The organism is Microbacterium sp. IEGM 1404 (assembly GCF_030056775.1).
Taxonomy (GTDB): Bacteria; Actinomycetota; Actinomycetes; order Actinomycetales; family Microbacteriaceae; genus Microbacterium.
This window is the reverse complement of the sequence record NZ_JASHKP010000001.1, coordinates 565380-585488: the sequence shown is the minus strand read 5'-3', so window position 1 is coordinate 585488 and position 20109 is coordinate 565380. Positions and strand designations below refer to the sequence as shown.

The 20109-nt window shown below is 70.0% G+C and carries 23 protein-coding genes, 1 tRNA gene and 1 other RNA gene; 10 read left to right on the top strand and 15 right to left on the bottom strand.

Going from position 1 to position 20109, the window contains the following annotated elements; genetic code table 11:
• Positions 1-3: 3 nt before the first annotated feature.
• Complete coding sequence (gene otsB / locus QM517_RS03015; RefSeq protein WP_283285116.1) at positions 4-783, bottom strand: trehalose-phosphatase; 780 nt, start codon at positions 781-783, stop codon at positions 4-6.
• Entirely contained in the window at positions 780-2243 is a 1464-nt protein-coding gene (locus tag QM517_RS03010; RefSeq protein ID WP_292889683.1) for an alpha,alpha-trehalose-phosphate synthase (UDP-forming), read from the bottom strand. Before QM517_RS03010 ends, otsB begins: the two co-directional genes overlap by 4 nt.
• A gap of 133 nt (positions 2244-2376) precedes the next feature.
• On the opposite strand from QM517_RS03010, the gene QM517_RS03005 reads away from it, so the two are divergent.
• Positions 2377-2631: a hypothetical protein gene (locus QM517_RS03005; protein ID WP_077051699.1), complete on the top strand. Its 255-nt coding sequence runs from the start codon at positions 2377-2379 to the stop codon at positions 2629-2631.
• A gap of 55 nt (positions 2632-2686) precedes the next feature.
• Here the strand turns inward: QM517_RS03005 and QM517_RS03000 are convergent, their stop codons facing one another.
• The 3 genes from QM517_RS03000 to QM517_RS02990 are packed head-to-tail and all read right to left on the bottom strand — an operon-like array spanning position 2687 to position 5299.
• Complete coding sequence (locus tag QM517_RS03000) at positions 2687-3874, bottom strand: acetyl-CoA C-acetyltransferase (RefSeq protein ID WP_283285114.1); 1188 nt, start codon at positions 3872-3874, stop codon at positions 2687-2689.
• Positions 3871-4524 carry a CoA transferase subunit B gene (locus QM517_RS02995; protein ID WP_175627611.1) on the bottom strand — a complete coding sequence of 218 codons (654 nt, stop codon included), beginning with the start codon at positions 4522-4524 and terminating at the stop codon, positions 3871-3873. Before QM517_RS02995 ends, QM517_RS03000 begins: the two co-directional genes overlap by 4 nt.
• A gap of 1 nt (position 4525) precedes the next feature.
• On the bottom strand, positions 4526-5299 hold the full coding sequence (locus tag QM517_RS02990; protein ID WP_283285110.1) for a CoA transferase subunit A: 774 nt from the start codon (positions 5297-5299) through the stop codon (positions 4526-4528).
• Positions 5300-5406: 107 nt separating this feature from the next.
• Here QM517_RS02990 and QM517_RS02985 point away from each other — a divergent pair, with 107 nt between their 5' ends.
• From QM517_RS02985 to QM517_RS02975, 3 genes are read left to right on the top strand one after another with little or no spacing between them, the layout of a single operon-like run.
• Positions 5407-6204, top strand: coding sequence for an IclR family transcriptional regulator (locus QM517_RS02985; RefSeq protein ID WP_283285108.1), 798 nt, complete (start codon positions 5407-5409; stop codon positions 6202-6204).
• Positions 6205-6243: 39 nt separating this feature from the next.
• Positions 6244-6678: a MarR family winged helix-turn-helix transcriptional regulator gene (locus QM517_RS02980; RefSeq protein ID WP_283285106.1), complete on the top strand. Its 435-nt coding sequence runs from the start codon at positions 6244-6246 to the stop codon at positions 6676-6678.
• Positions 6675-7895 carry an MFS transporter gene (locus tag QM517_RS02975; protein ID WP_283285103.1) on the top strand — a complete coding sequence of 407 codons (1221 nt, stop codon included), beginning with the start codon at positions 6675-6677 and terminating at the stop codon, positions 7893-7895. Before QM517_RS02980 ends, QM517_RS02975 begins: the two co-directional genes overlap by 4 nt.
• A gap of 69 nt (positions 7896-7964) precedes the next feature.
• Here the strand turns inward: QM517_RS02975 and QM517_RS02970 are convergent, their stop codons facing one another.
• The 4 genes from QM517_RS02970 to QM517_RS02955 form a co-directional block, all read right to left on the bottom strand.
• Positions 7965-9257 carry an SGNH/GDSL hydrolase family protein gene (locus tag QM517_RS02970; RefSeq protein ID WP_283285101.1) on the bottom strand — a complete coding sequence of 431 codons (1293 nt, stop codon included), beginning with the start codon at positions 9255-9257 and terminating at the stop codon, positions 7965-7967.
• A 107-nt stretch (positions 9258-9364) separates the two neighbouring features.
• Positions 9365-10243, bottom strand: coding sequence for an alpha/beta hydrolase (locus QM517_RS02965; RefSeq protein ID WP_283285099.1), 879 nt, complete (start codon positions 10241-10243; stop codon positions 9365-9367).
• Positions 10240-10761 carry an NUDIX hydrolase gene (locus tag QM517_RS02960; RefSeq protein ID WP_077051706.1) on the bottom strand — a complete coding sequence of 174 codons (522 nt, stop codon included), beginning with the start codon at positions 10759-10761 and terminating at the stop codon, positions 10240-10242. Before QM517_RS02960 ends, QM517_RS02965 begins: the two co-directional genes overlap by 4 nt.
• A gap of 93 nt (positions 10762-10854) precedes the next feature.
• Positions 10855-10927 (bottom strand) — tRNA-Lys (locus QM517_RS02955).
• Positions 10928-11030: 103 nt separating this feature from the next.
• Here QM517_RS02955 and QM517_RS02950 point away from each other — a divergent pair.
• Positions 11031-11873, top strand: coding sequence for an inositol monophosphatase family protein (locus QM517_RS02950; protein ID WP_160897411.1), 843 nt, complete (start codon positions 11031-11033; stop codon positions 11871-11873).
• A complete protein-coding gene (locus tag QM517_RS02945; RefSeq protein ID WP_283285096.1) occupies positions 11870-12451 on the top strand; it encodes a hypothetical protein in 582 nt (193 codons plus the stop codon). The genes QM517_RS02950 and QM517_RS02945 overlap by 4 nt, the downstream gene beginning before the upstream one ends.
• Here QM517_RS02945 and QM517_RS02940 read toward each other — a convergent pair.
• Positions 12442-12696: a hypothetical protein gene (locus QM517_RS02940; protein ID WP_077051722.1), complete on the bottom strand. Its 255-nt coding sequence runs from the start codon at positions 12694-12696 to the stop codon at positions 12442-12444. The two genes, QM517_RS02945 and QM517_RS02940, sit on opposite strands and share 10 nt — an antisense overlap.
• Before the next feature lie 59 nt (positions 12697-12755).
• On the opposite strand from QM517_RS02940, the gene QM517_RS02935 reads away from it, so the two are divergent.
• Together QM517_RS02935 and QM517_RS02930 are read left to right on the top strand one after the other, a co-directional pair.
• On the top strand, positions 12756-13295 hold the full coding sequence (locus QM517_RS02935) for a YaeQ family protein (RefSeq protein ID WP_077051723.1): 540 nt from the start codon (positions 12756-12758) through the stop codon (positions 13293-13295).
• Between the two features lie 91 nt (positions 13296-13386).
• On the top strand, positions 13387-13839 hold the full coding sequence (locus tag QM517_RS02930; protein WP_283285094.1) for an SMI1/KNR4 family protein: 453 nt from the start codon (positions 13387-13389) through the stop codon (positions 13837-13839).
• Between the two features lie 129 nt (positions 13840-13968).
• On the opposite strand, the gene ssrA is transcribed toward QM517_RS02930, so the two are convergent.
• Positions 13969-14338, bottom strand: a transfer-messenger RNA (tmRNA) gene (ssrA, locus tag QM517_RS02925).
• A 133-nt stretch (positions 14339-14471) separates the two neighbouring features.
• On the opposite strand from ssrA, the gene QM517_RS02920 reads away from it, so the two are divergent.
• Positions 14472-15119 carry an SIMPL domain-containing protein gene (locus QM517_RS02920; RefSeq protein ID WP_283285092.1) on the top strand — a complete coding sequence of 216 codons (648 nt, stop codon included), beginning with the start codon at positions 14472-14474 and terminating at the stop codon, positions 15117-15119.
• Positions 15120-15122: 3 nt separating this feature from the next.
• Here QM517_RS02920 and smpB read toward each other — a convergent pair whose 3' ends face one another.
• The 4 genes from smpB to prfB form a co-directional block, all read right to left on the bottom strand.
• Positions 15123-15599 (bottom strand): SsrA-binding protein SmpB, encoded by a 477-nt coding sequence (gene smpB / locus QM517_RS02915; RefSeq protein WP_013586260.1) that lies wholly within the window; start codon positions 15597-15599, stop codon positions 15123-15125.
• Between the two features lie 51 nt (positions 15600-15650).
• Positions 15651-16568 carry a permease-like cell division protein FtsX gene (gene ftsX / locus QM517_RS02910; protein WP_283285088.1) on the bottom strand — a complete coding sequence of 306 codons (918 nt, stop codon included), beginning with the start codon at positions 16566-16568 and terminating at the stop codon, positions 15651-15653.
• Positions 16565-17563 (bottom strand): cell division ATP-binding protein FtsE, encoded by a 999-nt coding sequence (ftsE, locus tag QM517_RS02905; RefSeq protein WP_077051727.1) that lies wholly within the window; start codon positions 17561-17563, stop codon positions 16565-16567. Before ftsE ends, ftsX begins: the two co-directional genes overlap by 4 nt.
• A gap of 102 nt (positions 17564-17665) precedes the next feature.
• Entirely contained in the window at positions 17666-18778 is a 1113-nt protein-coding gene (gene prfB / locus QM517_RS02900) for a peptide chain release factor 2 (protein ID WP_077052644.1), read from the bottom strand.
• Between prfB and QM517_RS02895 the strand changes: the two genes are divergently transcribed.
• Positions 18777-20072: an MFS transporter gene (locus QM517_RS02895; RefSeq protein ID WP_283285086.1), complete on the top strand. Its 1296-nt coding sequence runs from the start codon at positions 18777-18779 to the stop codon at positions 20070-20072. The two genes, prfB and QM517_RS02895, sit on opposite strands and share 2 nt — an antisense overlap.
• The last annotated feature ends 37 nt before the right edge of the window (positions 20073-20109 follow it).

The following is a 20109-nucleotide window of genomic DNA, read 5'->3' as shown; positions in this document are numbered from 1 at the left end:
AGTCTATTGCGCGTGGGCGACACGCTGATGCGCGACAGCCTCGAGGACGTCGACCAGTCCGTCGATGTCGGCGACCTTCAGCGTGGCGGCCGTCTCACCGCTTCCCACGTGGATGCCGAGATCCCCCGACGCGAGCGCGCCCAGCGCGTCTTCATCGGTGACGTCGTCGCCCGCGAAGATCACCGCGGTGGCCCCGATCCGCTCGCGCAGGTGCTCCACCGCGGAGTCCTTGCCCTCGTGGCGGAACGCGAACTCGAGGATGTCGTGGCCGGTGCGTCGTCGCCAGTCGGGCGCCTCCTCCGCGACGAGGCGATCGGCGAGACCACGCGCCTCCTCGGTCGCCGCGGCATCCGCTCGCCGCGTGTGCACGCCGACGCCAAATTCCTTCGGCTCGATCCATACGCCGTCGAGATGGTCGACGCCGCCGGAGATCGTCGACTGCAGACGGTCGCGGAGCGCCAGGTCGTCCGCGTCGTCGGGGGCGGGCTCCTCCCCCGCGCCCGGCGTCCAGAACTGCGCCCCGTGCGAGGCGGCGAGCCAGATGGGCGAGGCGTCGTCGTGCTCGGCGATCTCGCGGAGGTGTCCGAGCGAACGACCCGACACGAGGGCGACGACCGTGTCGGGCAGCGCCGCGAGGGCATCGACGGCCGCGCGGGCGCGCGGCGTCATGCGCGCCGTCATCGGATCGTCGACGAGGGGCGAGAGGGTCCCGTCGAAGTCGAGCGCGACGAGCAGGACCGCTGTCGTCGACACCGCCTCGATCGCCGCATCCGCCGCGGTCACGACGCGTCCTCGGGCTCGTCCAGGTTCGCGTCGACCTCGGCAGCCGCCGCGGCACTGGAAGCGCGGTCGTGGAACGCCGACAGCGCGTCGAGGAATTCGCGCGACCAGTCCTCGACGTCGTGGTCGCGGACGCGCTTGCGCAGTGCCCGCATGCGGCGCCCCTGCTCGGCGGCCGGCATCTCGAGGGCGCGGACGATCGTGTCCTTCAGTCCGTCGATGTCGTGAGGGTTGATGAGCAGCGCACTGCCCATCTCGTCGGCCGCACCGGCGAACTCGCTGAGCACCAGGACACCGCGGTTGTCGATTCGGCTGGCGACGTACTCCTTCGCGACGAGGTTCATCCCGTCCCGGAGGGCCGTGACGAGCATGACGTCGGCGGCGAGGAAGAGCGCCACCATCTCCTCCCGCGGGTAGGACTGGTGCAGGTAGCGGATCGCCGTGTGGGTCGTGCTGTCGTGGTCGCCGTTGATGCGCCCCACGGTCATCTCGATCTCGTCGCGCAGCTGGACGTACGCGTCGACGCGCTCGCGGCTCGGGCTCGCGACCTGGACGAGGGTGGCATCCTCCACCGTCGCCCGGCCGTCCTCGAGGAGTTCGCCCCACGCCTTCAGCCGGTGGCGGATGCCTTTGGTGTAGTCGAGGCGGTCGACACCGAGCAGGATTTTTCGCGGGTTGCCGAGCCCCTCCCGGATCTCCTTCGCCCGCTGCTGGATGTCCGGACGCTGTGCGAGCTCGATGTACGAATCGGCGTCGATGGAGATCGGGAACGCCTTCGCGAGGGCGACCCGTGTACCGCCCTGTCCGTCCGGCACCGAGATGCCGCTCGCCTTGGTCTCGTACCGCAGCTGGCGCCGGACCGCTCGGGCGAAGTTGCCGGCGTCGGCGACGCGTTGGAAGCCGATGACGTCGGCGCCGAGCAGTCCCTCGAGCACCTGCTTGCGCCACGGGAGCTGCGAGTAGAGGCCGTAGGCGGGGAACGGGATGTGGTGGAAGTAGCCGATCGTGAGATCCGGGCGCAGTTCGCGCAGCAGCTTCGGTACGAGCTGCAGCTGGTAGTCCTGCACCCAGACGGTCGCCTTCTCGGACGCCGCCGCGGCGGCCGCCTCGGCGAAACGCCGGTTCACTCGGACGTACGCCTCCCACCACGCGCGCTTGTACGTCGGCTCGGCGATCACATCGTGGTACAGCGGCCAGATCGTGTCGTTGGAGAAGCCCTCGTAGTAGTGCTGCACGTCGGCGGCGGACAGCTCGACCGGAACCAGGTGCGTTCCGTCGAAGTCGAACGGTTCGAGGCTCACATCGGGTTGGCCCGCCCAGCCGACCCACGCACCCTCCGCCCGACGCATGACGGGCTCCAGCGCGGTGACGAGACCGCCGGGTGAGCGCCGCCACCCCTCCCCGTCGGGGGTGCGATCCACCGGTAGACGATTGGCGACGACGACGAAATCGGCCTGCGACACAGGTCCTCCTCGGTAGCTTCCTCTCAGGCTAACAGCGGGGTGGTGTCGTTCCACGGGCGGTCCGGAATGCGATACGGGCAGCGGGATGTCAAGGCGCACGCGCAGAGAGTCAGCGGCTCGATATGTTGAGGGCATGCGTCAGTACATCTTCGGAACCGGTCTCCTCAGCGCCATCACCGGCGGCGTCACGTTGCTGCGCGGACTCCGCAACCACGAGGAGTTCACGTGGCGCACGGCTCTGGCGTGGCTGAGCTGGGGCATCACGCTCGCCCTGGCGGTGGGCGCCGTCGTCGACACCCGCCGCGCGCGTCGCGGGCGCACCGTCGCGGGCGATTCGCCCGTGTCGAAGAAGCAGCAGAAGCTCCTGAAGAAGCGCCTCGCCCGCTGACACGACGACGGATGCCGCGGCCTCGGGGCCGCGGCATCCGTGTGTCCAGGCGAGGTCAGCGCGTGAGGATCAGCGCGTCTCCCTGACCCCCTCCGCCGCAGAGCGCCACCGCGGCCGTGCCGCTCCCCCGCCGCACGAGCTCGTGCACCGCGTGCACGACGAGACGGTTGCCGGACGCCCCGATCGGGTGGCCGATGGCGATGCCGCCGCCGTGCGGATTGACGACGTCGTCGGACAGGCCCAGCTCGGCCTGCGACCGGGCCACGACGGCGCCGAACGCCTCGTTGATCTCGACGTGATCGAGATCGGATGCCGCGATACCCTGCTTCTCCAGCGCGCGGGCGATCGCATGGGCGGGCTGGGCGTGCAGCGAGTTGTCGGGCCCGGCGACCTGGCCGGACGCACCGACCGTCGCCAGCACGTCCCATCCGTGCTCCTCCGCGACGGCACGCGTCGTGAGGACGACCGCCGAGGCTCCGTCCGAGATCGGCGAAGCGTTGCCCGCCGTGATCGATCCGCCCTCCGCGAAGGCCGGGCGCAGCTTGCCGAGGACCTCGACCGTCGTCTCCGGGCGGATGCCCTCGTCGGCGGTCACCAGGACCGGCTCGCCCTTCCGCTGCGGGATGGACACCGGAACGATCTCCGCGTCGAACAGGCCGGCCTCTCGCGCCGCGGCCGCGCGCTGATGCGACCGGGCGGCCACGGCATCCTGAGCCTCCCGTGTGATCTCGTACCGGGCGTTCGCGCGTTCGGTGGAGGCCCCCATGCTCTCGCGGTCGTACGCGTCGGTGAGGCCGTCGTACGCCATGTGGTCCAGGACCTCGATCGAGCCGTACGCATAGCCCTCGCGTGAATTCATGAGCAGGTGCGGGGCGCGGGTCATGGACTCCATACCCGCGGCCACAACGACGGTCGCGTCTCCGAGGCGGAGCATGCGGGAAGCGTCGATGATCGCGGTGAGGCCCGACAGGCACACCTTGTTGACGGTCGCGGCATGGACGTCCCAGCCGATGCCCGCGGCGATCGCGGCCTGCCGTGCCGCGTTCTGCCCGGCTCCGGCCTGCAGCACCTGTCCGACGAGCACGGCGTCGACGGCATCGGCGGGGATGCCGCCGCGCTCCAGGGCGCCGGAGATGGCGGCCGCGCCGAGCTGCACCGCGGTCAGCGGCGCGAGCTGTCCCTTGAGGCGACCCTGGGGCGTGCGGGCGGCGGCGACGATGACGACGTCGGTGGCGGAGGTCATGCGTTCTGCTCCTCGGGGATGCGGACGGTGAGCGGGGGTTCGGTCGCGGCGACGACGTCGTCGACGGTGACGCCGGGGGCGAGCTCGACGAGCACGAGACCGTCGGGCGTCACGTCGATGACGGCGAGGTCGGTGATGATGCGGTCGACCACACCGCGACCGGTGAGGGGCAGCGAGCACGCGTCGACGATCTTGGGCGAGCCGTCGCGCGCGACGTGCTCCATCAGGACGATGACGCGGGCCGCGCCGTGGACGAGGTCCATCGCTCCACCCGGACCCTTCACCATCTTGCCGGGGATCATCCAGTTGGCGAGGTCACCGGATGCCGAGACCTGCATCGCGCCCAGGATCGCGGCGTCGATCTTGCCCCCGCGGATCATGCCGAAACTCGTGGCCGAGTCGAAGAACGCGGCCCCGGGCAGCGTCGTCACCGTCTCCTTCCCGGCGTTGATGAGGTCGGCATCCACCGCATCCTCCGTCGGGTACGGGCCGACGCCCAGGATGCCGTTCTCGGACTGCAGCACGACGGTGACGCCGTCGGGCACGTGGTTGGGCACGAGGGTCGGGAGACCGATGCCGAGGTTGACGTACGAGCCGTCGGCGAGTTCACGGGCGGCGCGCGCCGCCATCTCGATGCGGGTGAGGGCCATGTCAGTGCGCTCCTTCGGTGACGGTGCGCTTCTCGATGCGCTTCTCGATGTCGGGACCGACCTCGACGAGACGGTGGACGAAGACGCCGGGCAGGTGCACGTCGTCGGGATCGATCTCGCCGGGCTCGACGAGGTGCTCGACCTGGGCGATGCACACGCGCCCGGCCATCGCGGCCAGCGGATTGAAGCTGCGCGCCGCCTTCCGGAAGACGAGGTTGCCGTGGCGGTCGCCCTTCCAGGCGTGGACGAGGGAGAAGTCGGTGGTGATCGCCTCTTCCAGGACGAACTCGCGCGGCTCGCCCTGCACGTCGAAGGTGCGGACGTCCTTCCGGGGCGACGCGACCGCGATGCCGCCCGCGCCGTCGTACCGTTGCGGCAGGCCACCCTCGGCGACCTGGGTGCCGACGCCGGTCTGCGTGTAGAACGCGGCGATCCCGGATCCTCCGGCGCGCAGCTTCTCGGCGAGCGTGCCCTGCGGCGTCAGCTCGAGCTCGAGTTCGCCGGAGAGGAACTGACGCTCGAACTCCTTGTTCTCGCCGACGTACGACGACGTCATCTTCCGGATCCGGCCGGCCCCGAGCAGGATGCCGAGACCCCAGTCGTCGACGCCGCAGTTGTTGGACACGACGGACAGGTCGCTCGTGCCCTGGGCGAGCAGCGCCTCGATGAGGGCGATGGGGTTGCCGGAGAGGCCGAATCCCCCGACCGCGAGCGAGGCTCCGTCGGGGATGTCGGCGACGACCTCGCTCGGCGAGGACCAGGTCTTGTCGATCACGCGGACTCCTTCGTGCAGGGATCGGTGGGTCCATCCTGCGCCCGTCCCGCACCCCCGGTCGCGTCCGTTCTTGCGATGTGGATGCCGAACCGCGTACCGTCCACATCGTGGACACCACCCCGCTCCCCCCGACTCGCGGGAACGTTCCGGGCGCTCAAGCCGTCGCTCGCGCGGCGCACCTGCTCCGGCTGGTGACGGCGGCGGGGACGGACGGTGCCGCGGTGGGCGATCTCGCGCGCCTCGCCGACCTCACACGACCGACGGCGCATCGCCTGCTTTCCGCACTGCGGCAAGAGGGCCTCGTGGACCGCGACGACGCCACCGGCCGGTGGCTGCCCGGTCCCGAGCTGTATCTGATGGGGACGATCGCGGCATCCCGGTTCGACGTGACCTCCCTCGCGCGCGACATCGTGCGCTCCCTCGCCGTCCGGACCGAGGAGAGCGCGTTCCTCTCCGTCCGCCGCGGCGATGAGACCGTCTGCCTCGTCCGCGAGGACGGCAGCTTCCCGATCCGGTCGTTCGTGCTCTCCGAGGGCGTCCGGTTCCCGCTCGGGGTCGCGTCCGCGGGGTTGGCCATCCTGGCGTTCCTCCCGCCGGACGAGGTCGACGCCTACCTCGATCGGCACGACGACCTGTCCGACCGCTGGGGTGCGGCCCATGCGCCGACGCGCATCCGCTCGCGCATCGCCGACACGAAGGCGCGCGGCTACGCGGTGAACCCGGGCCTCATCGTCGAGGGCAGTTGGGGCATCGGCGCGGCCGTCTTCACCAGTACGGGCGAACCGCAGTGGGCGCTGAGCCTGACGGGGGTCGAGTTCCGCTTCGGCGGGGAACGCCTCGCCGAGCTCGGTCGCCTCCTGCTCGCGCACGCCCACCAGCTCTCGACCAGGATCGCCGGTCGATAATCGATACCCACGTTATATACCAGGGGTATACTTCGAGGAATGACCCGCGACGACGATCTCCAGAGACTGATCTTCGCGGTGCACGCCTTGACGCGCATCGCGGCCATCGACACCAAGAACGACGCCCCCGGTGCGCAGTGGCGCACCCTCACGCTGCTGCGTGACCACGGACCGCAGCGCCTCGGCGACCTCGCCACGCTCAGCCGCGTCTCGCAGCCCGGCATGACCCGACTCGTGCACCAGATGGAAGAGGCCGGGCTTGTCGCCCGCGGCATCCACCCCGACGATTCGCGCGTGAGCGTCGTCTCCGCGACCGATGAAGGGCTGCGTGAGCTGGACCGCTGGTTCGACGCGCTCAGCGCCGCACTGACCCCCCACGTCGCCGATCTGACGGATGCCGAGTGGGATGCCGTGCGCACCAGCGCCGACGCTCTCGCCGCCCGCGTCGGCCTGCAGCCGGAGGTCGTGCGATGAGCTCCACCCCCAGCATCTGGAAACAGCCCGCTCAGGTGTGGGCCGTGGCGTTCGCCTGCGTGGTGGCGTTCATGGGCATCGGCCTCGTCGATCCCATCCTCCCGGCCATCGCCGAGTCGCTCGAGGCGAGCCCCGTCGAGACGGAGTTGCTGTTCACCAGCTACCTCGTGGTCACCGGACTCGCGATGCTCGTGACGAGCTGGATCTCCAGCCGGATCGGCGCGAAGGCCACCCTGCTCGTCGGACTCGGCCCGATCGTCGTGTTCGCCCTCTTCTGCGCCCTGAGCGGCAGCGTCGACGCCGTGATCGGCTTCCGCGCGGGCTGGGGCCTGGGCAACGCCCTGTTCATCTCGACGGCCCTCGCGACCATCGTCGGTGCCGCCTCGGGCGGAAGCTCCGCCGCGATCATCCTGTACGAAGCCGCCCTGGGCCTCGGCATCGCCGTCGGCCCCCTCCTCGGCGGCATCCTCGGCGAAGCCAGCTGGCGGGGACCCTTCTTCGGCGTGGTCGTCCTCATGGCGATCGCGTTCGTGGCCGTCGCGGTGCTGCTGCGCGGACCGTCGCCCGCCCGCACACCGATCCCGTTCAGCGCCCCGTTCCGCGCCCTCGGGCGTCCGGCGCTCGCGATCCTGGCCGCAACCGCGCTGTTCTACAACATCGGCTTCTTCACGCTGCTGGCGTTCTCGCCGTTCCCGCTCGGCTTCGGCGCGATGGGGATCGGACTGACGTTCTTCGGCTGGGGCCTGGCGCTGGCGATCACCAGCGTGTGGGTGGCTCCCCTGCTCCTGCGCCGGATGCGGTTGACCTCCGTGCTGCTCGTGACCCTGCCGCTGTTAGCGGCGGACCTGCTCGTCGCGGCCTTCGTCGTCGGCTCCGCCCCCGGACTGGTGGCCTGCATCATCGTCGGCGGCCTCGTGCTCGGCATCGTCAACACCGCGCTCACCGAGGCGGTCATGGAGGCGACCGACCTCCCCCGCTCGGTCGCGTCGTCGGCGTACTCGGCGGTCCGGTTCCTCGGCGGCGCCGTGGCCCCGCCGCTCGCCGCGTTCCTGTGGCACGCCGTCAGCGCGGGAGCGCCGTACATCATGGCGACCGTCTCGGTGCTGATCGCCGCCGCGTGCGTGCTGTTCGGTCGCCGCGCGCTCGCGCACATCGATCAGGCGCACCCGACCGCTGCCGACGAGGGGGCTGCCGTCCTCGTGGGCGACGCGGCCTGACACCCGCACGCGACGAGCGCCCGGTCACCGACATCGTGTCGGCGGCCGGGCGCTCTCGCGTGGATCGAGTCAGTCGCGCACGCGTCGACGACGCAGGAAGATCGTCACGACCGCACCCACGATCAGCATCGCGACACCGATCCCGATCGCGGTCGCGACCGAGGGCGCGCCGGTCGAGGCGAGCCCCGCGGGAGACGCCGCGGCGGCGGATGCACTCGCGCTCGGCGTCGGCGTGGAGGTCGCCGTCGGCGATGCGGTTGGCTCGGGCGTCGCCGTGGGCTCGGTGGTCGGAGTTGAAGTCGGGGTCGGGGTCGGAGTGGGAGTCGGCGTGCGGTCCGGCTCCGCGAAGAGTTCACGGACGACGTCGGCCGCATGACCGGCCGCGAAGACCGCACCGGACGCGTTCGGGTGGAGGGCACCGATCTTGACTCCGCCGAACGGCAGTCCGCTCACGGGGATGCTGTCGGGCGACAGCGTGAGGCTGATGCCGTTGACGTAGGAGTCCGCGGGGGTGCACGGGCTGTGCGCCACCGAGTCGGCGAGGAGCGACACGTAGGTCGCCCCCGCCGCCTGCGTCGCCGCGGACATGGCGTCGTCGAGGTACACCTGGGTGTCGTGCAGGAGCGCAACGTCGACGTCGGTGTACGGGTAGGCGTTGGCCCGGAACCCGAGCCCCTGAAACAGTCCGGAGTAGCAGCCGGCGCTCGGGGTGTGAGCGGCGTCGGGGGCGAGAGCGGGGTAGCCGATCACCACGATCTTCGCGTTCGGCGCCCGCGTCTGGATCGTGGCGATCGCGGACTCGAGTGCCGGGGCGACCGTCTGGTCGACCTGCGTCTCGAGCGTGTTGACGGGGCCCGCGGGCGTGTCGACGACGAACTGCTCCCGGCACGTCGCATGCGTCTGCCCGTCGATGCTGCCCGCCACAGGCCCCACCGCGGAGAGCGCGACGCACATCTGACCGATGTTCCAGAAGCCGAGATCGTTGCCGCCGATGGTGAGCGTCACCAGGGCCGTGTCGGCATCCAAGGAGTCCGACTGCGCCGGAGCGGTTCCGCCGGCAACGGCCTGGGGAGTGTCGACGACGTTGGCGATCACGGCGCCGCCGCACGAGCGGTCGGTGAGGGAGAAGCCGAACTGAGCGGCGAGGAGGTGGGGGTAGTTCTGGTCGGACTGGTCGCAGCCCTGCGCGGGCTGGGTCGACGAGAGGGGCAGCCCCCACGCGGCAGCGTACGAGTCACCCAGGGCGACGTACGAGCGGCCGGTCAGGTCGGGGACGGCGGCGGCCGCCGGATTACCGGCGACGAGGAACGCCGAGAGGGCGAGGGCGACCAGGGCGGCACCGGAAACAAAGAGACGACGCATTCGGCCGACGGTAGGCGCATGCCGCGCCACGACACCGGAATCCGGCCTGCAGCCCGGCGAAGTTCACCCGGCTGCTTGACGACACCGCCCTCGCGCGTCGCCCGGGGTCACAGGCTCCCGACGACCGCGCGCGCGGCCACGGCGACCTCGCGGGCCCCCTCCGCCGACATCACGATCGAGTAGTGGTCGGTCCCCTCGCAGCGCCGTGCATCTTGCAGTCCGGGCACGTCGCGCCGCACGCGGGCGAGATCGGGGTAGAGCGGCGGGAGCTCACCCCTCAGCCCGCGTTCGGCGGCCAGCAGCACGGTGGGTCGCGGCATCCGGTCGAGGGCTCGGGTGATGTCGTCGCCGGTGTTCTGATCGAGCGAGTCGGCCTCGACGGTGGCCGGCGATGTGGCGGGCCGCCACCCCGACTCCGTCTCGATCAGGTCGTAGGCGAAGTACTCGTCGAGCAGGGGGTCCTCCCGCCCCACGAACGCCGGATGCGACCGCCAGAAGTCGCGATAGGCCGCGGCATCCCGGAAGCGCATCTCGAGACGCGCCGACGTGGGGCCGAGCACATGCCGGATCGCTTCGCGGGGCGGCATCCCCGGTGGAAGATCCAGGGGCAGTCCCCCGTCGACGAGAACCACCGCCGCTGCCCGCTCAGGATGACGGTCGGCGAACACGGCCGACACGAACGCCCCCATGGAATGCCCGACGACGAGCGCGCGCTCGACGCCGGCGGCATCCAGGACCGCGGCGAGGTCGTCGGCGTGCGCGGCCATCCCGAACGGCCCGCCGACCGGGGCGCTGCGACCCCGCCCGCGGAGATCCGGGGCGATCAATCGGACGTCCGAAGTCTCACGCGCCACCCACATCCACGCGAGGTGCGAGGCCGTGACCCCATGCACGAGGAGCCACGGGAGGCCGTCGGCATCCGGATGCCACTCCCCCGCGTGCAGCGCCCCTCCGGCGACCGGGACGTCGAACGTGCGATCGGTCACGACTCGGCCCGGACGGCGCGCTCGAGGCTCGCCCACAACTGCGCGAACCGGGCGTTCCAGGGACTCGCGAACACCCCCGCCTGCCAGCGGCGGTGCACCTCGTCGAGGTCGACCCATTCCGCTTCGCGCACTTCCTCCGGGTCCACCACGACGGCCGGCTCTCCGTCGACGTGGACGGTCCACAGATCGAACAGCGCCCGCTCCTCGATCACCCGCCCGACCAGGACCAGGTCATCCGGAAGGACGGAGATCCCCACTTCTTCGTCGAGCTCCCTGATTGCGCCGCGGCGACTCGATTCTCCGCGCAGCGCGCTCCCCGCCGGGAACTCCCATGCGAGCGGATAGTCCTTGCCCTCGGCCCGCAGACTCACGAGCACCCGACCGGTGGATGCCACCACGCACACGGATGCCACAATGTGGAACGACCCGGCCGGCACCGGCCCGTCGCCCCTCCGGTGGAGCGTTCCGGTGGGTGTCCCCTGGACGTCGGTGACGTCCCACATCTCGTCGTCGGCCATGCCGCCATCCTCGCGCCGCGGCGATGGAATCGCGAGGTGCACCACACGGCGACACGAAAAAGGCCCCCACCCGCGAGGGTGAGGGCCTGTCGGTGCACCCCCTGGGACTCGAACCCAGAACCCACTGATTAAGAGTCAGTTGCTCTGCCGATTGAGCTAGAGGTGCGTTCCGTTCGGCCCGGAAAACGCGTTCCGAACCGAGGGATTACGTTACCAGGGGTGACGCAGGCTCACCAAATCGGCTCAGGCTCGCCGTCTATCCTGGTCGCGTGTCCCCCATCGATGAGCCGCTCTCGAGTGCCGCGTCCGTGACTTCCGACCCGTCGCTGCGCGACGACCTCGCCCTCGCGCTGCGTCTCGCCGACGCCGCCGACGCCGTCGCCATGGCGCGGTTCGACGCGGCCGATCTGCGGATCGACACCAAGCCCGACCGCACTCACGTGACCGAGGCCGACCTCGCCACCGAGCGCGCGATCCGCGGGATCCTGGATGCCGAGCGCCCCGACGACGCGATCCTCGGCGAGGAGTACGGGACCTCCGGAGACACCGCGCGCCGATGGGTCATCGATCCGATCGACGGCACGCACAACTACATGCGCGGCATCCCGGTGTGGGCCACGCTCATCGCGCTCACCGTCGACGGCGTGCCGCAGGTCGGCGTCGTCAGCCAACCCGCGCTGGGACGCCGGTGGTGGGCGGCGACCGGCCTCGGCGCGTGGACCAACGGCCGCGACGGCGAGCCCCGTAGCATCCGCGTGTCCGGCGTCGACGACATCGCGCACTCCAGCATCAGCTTCCAGAGCATCGAGCAGTGGGACGACGTCGACCTCGTCCCGACGCTCGAACGCCTGGCACGCGCCGTGTGGCGCGACCGCGGGTACGGTGACGCGCTCCCGTACATGTGGCTGGCCGAGGGCCGACTCGAGCTCGTCGCCGAGTTCGGCGTCAAGGAGTACGACATCGCCGCGATCGCGCCCATCGTGCGCGAGGCCGGCGGCCGGTTCTCGGCGTTCGACGGTTCCGACCGGCTCGACGCGGAGTCGTCGCTCGCGACGAACGGCGTTCTGCACGACGACTTCCTCGCCTTCCTCCACGCGGAGGACACCCCGTGACGCGGCGGACCCTCGCCGCAGCGTCGGCGGCACTCCTGACAGCGATCGCGCTCGCCGCGTGCGCCCCGAGCACGGCAGCCGCCCCCAGCGCGACCCCGATCATCCTCGAGGGCAGTCCGACCTCGACGCCGGACGCGTCCCCCACCGACGAGTCCGACGCCGGGACGACCGACCCGACGTGCGAGACGATCATCCTCTCCTCGACCGCCGCCGACTTCGAGAGCATCGGGTGGAAGCCGCAGAGCGAGCCCCTCCGCGTCGGAGCGACGGAGGTGCCCGACGGCATCCTGTGCAAGTGGAGCGACGGCTCTGCGACGGCCGCGGGCGTCCAGATGTTCGGCTGGGCGCCGATCGACGCCACCGCCGCCGACAAGGCGGAGGACGATCTCGTCGCCTCGGGCTGGAAGCGGGAGGATGGCGCGAACGGCGAGGTCTACGTGACCGAGAATCCCGACTGGCTCGCGGGGCGCGGTGCGGACGGCTACGGCATCACGTATCTCTTCGGCGACGGCTGGGTGAAGGTGGCCGACACGAAGCAGAGCCTGGTGCTCATCGACTGGCCGCAGGGTCAGCGGTAGGGATTCACCGCGTCGACGGATCCGGATGCCGCGTGCCCCTGGTCCCACGCGTCGCCTCGCGCTTCGCGCTCGCGCCAGATGCCGTCGAGCCGCAGCACGCGCTCGGCGAGGGCGACCCAGTCGTTCCACGACCCCGCGGGCACGGAGACGCCGTCGGAGGCGACGGCGCGCCACGCCGAGGAATCGGCATCCGGGTCGAGCTGGAACGGACCGACATCGATGCGCTGGGTGCGGGGATCGGGCATCCTCCGACGCTAGGTCGCCGGCGCGGTGGGCGGCAAGCGGTCGCGTAGGCTCGACCCTCGTGGCTATCGGCGCGACCATTCACACCTTCACGGTGCAGCTCTCCGACGTCGATCGCGGCGTGTACGAAGAATTGCAGCTGCGGGTTGCCCGGCATCCATCCGAGACCGACCCGTACATGCTCACGCGCGTCCTGGCCTACTGCCTCGAGTACGAGGAGGGCATCGCCTTCAGCGAGGGCGTCGCCGCGACCGACGAACCCGCCGTCTCGGTGCGGGATCTCACCGGCGCACTCGTGGCCTGGATCGAGGTGGGAGCCCCGGATGCCGCCCGCCTCCACGCCGGCAGCATGAAGGCCGAGCGGGTCGCCGTCTACACCCACCGCGACCCCGAGAAGGTGGCCGCGCCATGGGCCGGCAAGCGCATCCACCGCGGTGACGAGGTGCTGCTGCACTCGTTCGACCCGGGATTCGTCGAGCGGATGGCGGGCGCGATCGAGCGCCGCAACACCGCGACCCTCACCCGCACCGAGGGTCGCGTCTACCTCGAGTTCAACGACGCGTCCGGCGAGAGCGACGTGCACACGCGGTCCGCGGCATAGATCCGAAGGTCGCCGCATCGATAGCCTGGTCGCCGAAGCCGACCAGCATTCATCGACGTCGGCAACACTTCTCGCGATCCGGAGGATCCCCTTGGACGACCTCGTCATGGAGATAATGACCCTCGCACAGCGCGGCGAGGCCGAGATGGGATCTGGAGTCTCTGAGCAGGAGATAAGCGAGGCAGAGTCACTCCTCGGGTCTTTCCCGCCCGACTTCCACGTCTACCTCCGGACGTTCGGGTGGATGTCGATCGGGAGCAGTGAATTCTTCGGACTCGGTCCCGACGTCGAGTACCCGTCGATGCTGGTCACGCAGGCGACGCTTCACGAACGCGCCGACGGCGGGCTCCCGTTGGACATGATCACGTTCTTGAACAATGGAGCTGGAGATCTCGCGTGCTTTCGCGGTCACCCGGACACCGACGACGTGGGAGCGGTCTACTGGTTCCTGCATGAGACCCGTGAACTCGAAGCGACGGGTCGGACGTTCACCGAATTCGTGCGCGAGTGCATCGACTGGGTCCTCGACGAATCGAATTCGTGATGGTCACGGCCACCCGCGCGGGGAGCCCGGTGACCGATCTGCCCTGCACAAGGACTCACGCCCCGAGGGCATAAAGCAGAAGACCGCCCCGTGGGGCGGTCTTCCGTACTCCGTCGGTGTGACGATGGTTCGTGGAGCTGGGGGGAATCGAACCCCCGTCCAACGCTGGGTCTCCGCGTTTTCTCCGGGCGCAGTCTGTGCAGACGTTCTGCTCGGCCCCGACCTTTGTCACAGACACCTAAGTCGACAGGCCCAGTCCGGGAAAAGTCCCGCGTGACGTCCGGACGCCGTCACACAGCAAGACCCCTAAATGACGCCAGGATCCGTGGCGGGGTCACACACGGTCTGACGGACTATCGGGCTCGCTTACGCAGCGAGGGCGAAGTCAGTGCGCTTGGTTTCGGCACTTATTGTTTTGCAGGGAGCGTTTACGAGATAACCCCACATCCTCGGCCCGCTTCTCGCAGGTTCGCAGGCGCTGTCGAAACCGATCAGCCCCGGGAACTCCGTGTAGGAGCGACCATCGTCACACTGTGGAATTGCCATCCTCGGATGCCGAAGCACCCGAGCATCACAGACTACAACGGATCGCGCCCCTGGGCCATTCCCGGCCTCTCCCCTAGGCTCGCCGCATGAGTCAGGTCACCATCACCGTCCGCGGCGAGAGCGAAACGCGCGTGCGCGCCGAAGAGGCCGCGGTGCGCGTCACCGTGTCCACCGACGGTCCCTCTCGCGGTCCCGTGGTCGAGCGCGCGCAGGAGCGGGCGGCATCCGTCCAGGACGGGCTGGTCGCGCACCTGCGGTCGGGCGAGGTCTCGGAGTGGTCGAGCGCACGCGTGTCCGTCTGGTCCGACCGCCCCTGGAACAGCGAGGGCGCCCAACTGCCCCTCGTGCACCACGCGAGCGTGGAGCTGTCGGCCACCTTCACCGACGCCGGTGCGCTGTCGTGGTGGCTGGGCGACGTCGCCGAGTCGGACGACGTGCAGGTCACCGCGGTGGACTGGCGCCTCGCCCGCGACACCCGCGTGGGCGTCGAGCGGAGAGTGGCCGCCGCGGCCGTGCAGGTCGCCGTGGAGCGGGCGGCCGCCTACGCCGAGGCGCTGGGACTTGCGTCCGTCACCGCTGTCGAGATCGCGGACGCGGGCCTGCTGGAGTCGCGACAGGATGCCGCGGCTCCCCGCATGATGTTCGCGAAGGCGGACACGGGTCCCTCGTTCAGCCTGCAGCCGCCCGAGTTGGTCGTCGGCGCGACCGTCGAAGGCCGATTCGTCGCCGAGTGAGGGTCACTCCCCCAGGCGGTTCTTCGTGCGCATCGCGCGTTCCGCCTCGCGCTTGTCTTCGCGCTCGCGGATCGTCTGGCGCTTCTCGAACTCGCGCTTGCCCTTGGCCACCGCGATCTCGACCTTGGCGCGGCCGTCGAGGAAGTAAAGGCGCAGGGGCACGAGCGTGTACCCGCCCGCGGCGACCGCGTGCGAGAGCTTGACGATCTCTTCCTTGTGCAGCAGCAGCTTGCGCGTGCGCTTGGCGGAGTGGTTGGTCCAGTGGCCCTGCGAGTACTCCGGGATGTGAACGGCATCCAGGTACGCCTGACCGCCGTCGATGTAGGCGTAGCCGTCGGTCAGGTTCGCCCGCCCCTGCCGGAGCGATTTCACCTCGGTGCCCGTCAGCACGAGCCCCGCTTCGTACGTCTTCTCGATCGCGTAGTCGTGACGCGCCTTCTTGTTCGACGCGATGAGCTTTTCACCCTGCTCACGAGGCATGGTGCCACCTCCTCATGATTCCGGGCACACAGAGCCCCTCAGTCTACGCGATCAGGCGCGCAGCCAGCGGCGGATCGCGAAGCTCGCGCTCAGCGCCGCCAGCAGCACGCCGATGATGATGATCACCGGCACGACGATCGCGACGTCGGAGAAGCCCACCCACGACGTGATGAACGAGATCCGCTCGCGCAGATACTGGTTGACGCCGACCTCGACGATCGCCCACACCGCGACGCTCGCGAGAGCCGAACCGATCAGCGCGGCCAGCACACCCTCGAGCACGAACGGCGTCTGGATGAACCTGTTCGACGCGCCCACGAGTCGCATGATGCCGAGTTCGCGGCGCCGGGCAAAAGCCGACAGCCGGATCGTGGTCGCGATGAGCAACACGGCGGCGATGAGCATCAGACCGGCGATGCCGACGGCGACGTAGGTCGCCACGGTGAGCGTCTGGAACAGCGGCTCCAGATACTGCATCTGGTCGGTCACCTCCTCGACGCCGGCCTGGTTGCTGAACGCCTCGGAGATCACGTCCGACTGGCTCTGATCGACGAGGTTGATGCTGAAGGTGGCGTTGAACTGGTCGGCGGTGACGACGTCGGCGATGTCCGCCGACAGCAGCCCCTTGGCGTTCTCGAAGGCCTCGTCGCTGGTCTGGAACGTGAAGTTGCGGATCAACGGCGCCAGCGAAGGGCCCTCGAGCGTCGCGCGGACCTGGTCGATCTGGTCCTGGCTGGCCGCTTCACCCGCGGTGCAGGACGGCTTGTCCGACACGGTCGAGCACATGAAGACGGCGACCTGGGCGCGATCGGTCCAGTACGACTGCATCTTGCCGATCTGCATCTGCATGAGCATCGCGGCGCCGACGAACGTGAGCGAGACGAACGTCACCAGGATCACCGAGATGACCATCGAGGCGTTGCGACGCAGACCGGAGAAGGCCTCCGAGAGGATGAGACCGAATCTCATGAGGTGGGTCCCACTTCGTCGTCGCGGTCGTTCTTGTCGGCGAGGCCGAGGCGGTCGGCGAGTCCGAGCGCATCGACATCGGGCGTCGTGACGGGGACCGAGCGCGTGTGCGTCGAGGGCTCCGGCGCCGCTTCCGTCGCCGGCGCGGCCGCGGCCCGCTCGGCCTCGGCGCGCTGCGCGTCCTCGAGGTTCAGCGGCTCGACGGCGCCGGTGATGTGCGCGACCTCGCGCTGCACCTCCAAGACGGCGGTCAGGGCGGCGACCGCGGCCGCGCCCCTCTCGACCTCGGGGGCGAGCCGGGGCAGACCGGACGTGTCGCCGTATCCACCGCGCCGCTCGTCACGGACCATCTCGCCGTTGCTCAGCTCGATCACGCGTCGCTGCATCTGGTCGACGAAGCCTGCCTCGTGCGTGGCCATGACCACCGTCGTGCCGCCGGCGTTGATCCGCGCGAGCAGCTGCATGATGTCGATGGAGGTGCCGGGATCCAGGTTTCCGGTCGGCTCGTCGGCGAGCAGCACCTGAGGTCGGTTCACCAGCGCGCGGGCGATCGCGACACGCTGCTGCTCACCGCCGGAGAGCTCGTGAGGAAGCCGCTTCTCCTTGCCGTCCAGTCCGACGAGCGCGAGCACCTCGGGCACGGCCTGCTGGATGAAGCCGCGCGAGGCGCCCGTGACCTGGAGGGTGAAGGCGACGTTCTGGTGCACGGTCTTGTTGGGCAGGAGCCGGAAGTCCTGGAAGACCGATCCGATGTGGCGCCGGAAGTACGGCACCTTCCGGTTGGAGAGGGTGCGCAGGTCTCGCCCGAGGACGACCACCCTCCCCTCGCTCGGCGTCTCCGCCCGCAGGATGAGCTGCAGGCACGACGACTTGCCGGAGCCGGAAGCTCCGACGAGGAAGACGAACTCTCCGCGCTGCACCTCGAAGTCGACGGCGTTCAACGCCGGTCTCGTGGTGCCGCGATACCGCTTGGTGACGTTCTCGAACCGGATCATGGCTCGATGAGCCTAAGCGCGCGATGCGCCCAGCCCGACAGGACGCGCCGGGTCTCGAAACCGGGAGAGTCCTATGGATGCCACGACCGTGGCATCCCGGGATCAGTCGTCGTCGTCCTTGCGCTTGCGCCAACGGATGCCGGCGGCGATCAGGCCGTCGAGATCGCCGTCGAACACGACGGCGGGGTTGCCGACCTCGTATCCGGTGCGCAGGTCTTTCACCAGCTGCTGGCCGTACAGGAAGTAGGAGCGCATCTGGTCGCCCCAGCTCGCGGTGATCGTACCGGCGAGCTCCTTCTTCTTGGCCGCTTCTTCTTCGCGCTTGAGCAGCAGCAGGCGCGTCTGGAGGACGCGCATGGCGGCCGCACGGTTCTGGATCTGCGACTTCTCGTTCTGCATCGAGACGACGAGGCCGGTCGGGATGTGCGTGATGCGCACCGCCGAGTCGGTCGTGTTGACCGACTGGCCACCGGGGCCGGACGAACGGAAGACGTCGACGCGGATGTCGCCCTCGGGGACCTCGACCTCGACGGCCTCTTCCATGACGGGGATGACCTCGACGGCGGCGAAGCTCGTCTGGCGCTTGTCGGCGCCGCCGAACGGGCTGATGCGCGCGAGACGGTGGGTGCCGGCCTCGACGGACAGGGTCCCGTAGGCGTAGGGGACGTCGATCTCGAACGTGGCCGACTTGATGCCCGCGCCCTCGGCGTAGGAGGTGTCCATGACCTTCACGGGGTACTTGTGGCGCTCGGCCCAGCGCAGGTACATGCGCAGGAGCATCTCGGCGAAGTCGGTGGCGTCGTCGCCACCTGCGCCGGAGCGGATCGTCACGACCGCGGACCGCGCGTCGTACTCGCCGTCCAGGAGCGTCTGCACCTCGAGCTGCCCGATCACGTCGCGGAGAGAGGCGAGCTCTTTGCGCGCCTCCTCGGCGGACTCTTCGTCCTCCATCTCGTTGGCGAGTTCGACGAGCACCTCGAGGTCGTCGAGACGCTGCTCGATCTCGGTGATGCGCTTGAGCTCGGCCTGACGGTGGCTGAGGCGGCTGGTCACCTTCTGGGCGTTGTCGACGTCGTCCCAGAGGTCGGGGGCACCGGCCTCCTCGTTCAGGCGTTCGATGTCGGCGGTGAGTGCGTCGACGTCGACCACGGCCTGAATATCGGCGAAGGTCGAGCGCAGCGCCTGGATGTCGGCGGCAAGGTCCAGTTCGAGCATGACACTCCAGCCTATCGTGGACACGATGACGAGCGACTCCCCCCGAGACGTGCTGGTGCGCTTCGCGCCCATGATCTACGGCCCCACCCTCCTCTTCGCCCTCGGCGAGGGGGCGGTCATCCCGCTCATCCCGGTGATCGCGAACCGGCTCGGCGCGGACGTCGCCCTCGCCGCGCTCATCGCGTCGGCGCTCGTCGTCGGGCAGCTCTGCGGCAACATCCCCGCCGGGTGGGCGGTGGCGCGGTTCGGGGAACGCCTCACGATGGGTGTCGCCGGCATCGTGATCCTCGGCGGTCTGGTCGGCGTGGTGCTCGCGAACTCGTTGGCGGTGTTCGCGGCCGCGGTCTTCCTGATCGGGTTCTGCGCGGCATCCTTCGCCCTCGCCCGACACTCGTTCATGACCACGCGCGTGCCGTTGCACTTCCGCGCGCGGGCGCTGTCGCTGCTGGGCGGGACATTCCGGCTCGGCATGTTCGTGGGCCCGTTCATCTCCGCAGCCCTCCTCGGGATCTTCGGAGACGAGTCGGCATCCATCGCGTTCTTCGCGGTCTGTCAGGTGGCGACGATCCTTCTGGTCTTCCTCGGTCCGGACCCGGAACGCGCGATCGCCGCACCGACCGCGCGAGCGACCGGAGGGGTGGATGCCGAGGACACCGGCGAACCCGTCACCGGCTCGATCCCGACGGTGGAGCGCACCGGCGTGCTCCGCACGATGTGGCGGTTCCGCGGTGTGCTCGCACGCCTCGGCCTCGCCGCCGCCTCCCTGTCGGCCGTACGGTCAGCCCGTCAGGTCGTGCTGCCCCTGTGGGGCGTCTCGCTCGGGTTGGACGCCTCGACGATCGCCGTGGTCGTCGGCGTGTCCGGCGCGATCGATTTCGCGCTGTTCTACGCCAGCGGGCAGGTCATGGACCGGTTCGGACGCCTCTGGGCCGCGCTCCCCGCCATGATCCTGATGGGTGCGGGATTCTTCGCCCTCTCGGTCACGCACGAACTCGACAGCGCGTCCATGTGGTTCGCCATGTTCGCGGCCGTGCTCGGCGTCGGCAACGGACTGTCCAGCGGCATCCTGCTGACCCTCGGCGCCGACATCGCCCCCACGACCGATCCGGCGGCGTTCCTCGGATCCTGGCGCACGCTCACCGACGGGGGCGGGGCCGTCGCCCCGGTTCTCATCTCCGCCCTGACCGCTGCGGTGTCGCTGCCGGTCGCGGTCGCGGCGATGGGCGTGATCGCGGTCCTCGGGGCCGCGGGGTTCGTGCGCTGGGTACCGAGGTACGTGCCGCGCACGCGCTGATCCGCACCGCGGGATGTTTCTGTCCCGTAAACATTCC